Genomic DNA, 2,302 nt, shown 5'->3' on the forward strand with positions numbered 1-2,302 from the left:
GCCCGCCGCCGCTGCCGCCGCCGCTGCCGCCGCGCCCGCCGCCCGCGCTGATGCCGCCGGCGCCGGTGCCGCGCCCGCGCCCCAACCCCCGTTCGCCGTCGCGGTGGCGCTGCTGGGGCTGCTGGAGGCGGCTGCGATGCGGGCGCCGAGCGGGCTGGCGGTGCTCGTCGACGACGCCCACTGGCTCGACGACGCCTCGCTCGACGCGCTCTGCTTCGCCGCCCGGCGGCTGCTGCACGAGGGCGTCGTCGTGCTCGTCGCCGCCCGCCCGGAGCCCGATCGCGGCCTCGCCGCGCGCGGCCTCGACCAGCTCCAGCTGACCCCGCTCGCCGACGGCGACGCGCGGGCGCTGGCGCTCGCGGCCGCGGCCGCCGCGCTTGCGCCCGCCGCTGGATCTGCCCGCGCGCCCGCCGCCGCCCCCGCCTCCGACCCCGCTCGCGCCGCCGCCTCCGCGCCCGCTGGAGAGGCCGTCGTCGGGGCGGACGCTGCCCCGCTCGCCGACGCGGCGCTGGAACGGGTCGTCGCGGCGGCGGCGGGGAATCCGCTCGCGCTGGTCGAGCTGACGCGGGCGCTCGGCGAGGCGGAGCGAGCCGGGGCGGCCGCGGCGCAGGGGCCGATCCGGCCGAGCGCGGCGATCGAGCGCGCCTACCGCGCCGAGCTGGCCGCGCTGCCGCCCGCGACCGTGCGCGCGCTGCTGCTGCCGGCGGCCGACGAGAAGCTGCCGCTGGCGCGGATCCGCCCCGCGCTCGCCGCCGCCGGCCTCGATCCGGCGGCGCTGGAGCCGGCCGAGCGCGCCGGGCTGCTGCGGAGCGAGCAGGGCTGGCTGCGCTTCCGCCATCCGCTGCTGCGCGCGGTCGTCTACCACGCGGCCCCGTTCGCCGAGCGCGCCGCCGCTCACCGCGCGCTCGCGGGCGTGCTGGAGCCGGACGGGGAGGAGTCCGACCGCCGCGCCTGGCACCTCGCCGCCGCCTGCGACGGTCCCGATGCGGAGGTCTCGGCGCTGCTGGTCGCGGTCGCCGAGCACGCCCGCGCCCGCGGCGCGCTCGACGCCACCGCCCACACCCTCGCCCGCGCCGCCGAGCTGACCCCCGCCGCCGCGCCGGCCCGCGGCGCGCGGCAGTTGGCGGCGGGGGAGGCGTATGCGGTCGTCGGGCAGCCGGGGCGGGCGCTGGAGCTGGCCGAGGCGGCGCTCGCGGACGCGACGCTTCCGGAGCACCTGCGGCCCGCCGCGCAGCACCTGCGCGGCCGCGTCACGATGCGCTCCGGGCAGCTCGACGCGGGCGCGCGGATCCTCTCCGAGCAGGCCGAGGCGGCGGCGCCGGCCGACCCGGCGCGGGCGGCACGGATGCTGCTCGACGCCAACGTCCGCAACCGCGTCGTCGGCGACTACGCGGCGATGACGGCCGCCGCCGGCCGGATCGCCGCGCTCGCGACCGCCGCCGGCGACGAGGCGCTCTCCGCGCTCGGCGAGCTGCACGCCGCCGTCGCACAGGTCAACCGCGGCGACGGCGCCGCCGCCGACGCGGCGATCGCGCGCCACGAGCCGCTGCTGCTCGACCCGGCCAGCGCGCGCTGGGGCGCCGAGCAGCTCGCCGGCCCCGCGCACGCCGCGATCTGGCTGGAGCGGTTCGACCGCGCCGAGCGGATCCTCGCCGAGCTGATCGCGCGCGGCCGCGCCCGCAACGCCGTCACCGAGCTGATCTATCCGCTCGCCGTCCGCTCGCAGCTGGAGCTGCGGCGCGGCAGGCTCGCGGCCGCCGAGCGTGACGGCTCCGAGGCGCTGCGGCTGGCGGTCGAGACGCGCCAGCACAGCCTCGTCGCGATCGCCGCCGGGCTGCTCGCGGGCGCCGAGGCCGCGCTCGGCCGCGAGCAGGAGTGCCGCGAGCACGCGCAGCTGTCGATCGCGATCTGCGACGCGATCGGCGCCGACGCGATGGGCATGTGGGGCCGCGCCGCGCTCGGCCTGCTGGAGCTGGGCCTCGGCCGCCCGCAGCTCGCGATCGCGCCGCTGGAGGAGTGCCGCCGCCATGCCGAGCGGATCGGGATGGACGAGCCGGCGGTCGTGCAGTGGGCCGGGGACCTGGTCGAGGCGCTCGTGCGCGCCGGCCGCGTCGAGGAGGCCGCCGCGCTGCTGCCGCAGCTCGAACGCGGCAGCAGCGGCTGGGCGCGCGCGACGCTGCTGCGCTGTCGCGGCCTGCTGGCGGAGAGCGACACCGCATCCGCGCCCGGCGCCGCGCCCGCCCCCGCCGACGCCGCGCCCGCCCCCGCCGACGCCGCGCCCGCCCCCGCCGACGCCGCGCCC

Annotated in this window: 1 protein-coding gene; it reads left to right on the forward strand. The window is 81.5% G+C overall.

Annotated elements, in window-relative coordinates:
• Nucleotides 1–2,302, forward strand: a 2,302-nt coding sequence (locus tag Q7L73_RS28515) for a hypothetical protein (RefSeq protein ID WP_304715792.1), incomplete at both ends; no start/stop codon positions are given.

The organism is Conexibacter sp. CPCC 205762 (genome assembly GCF_030646155.1).
Taxonomy (GTDB): domain Bacteria; phylum Actinomycetota; class Thermoleophilia; order Solirubrobacterales; family Solirubrobacteraceae; genus Conexibacter.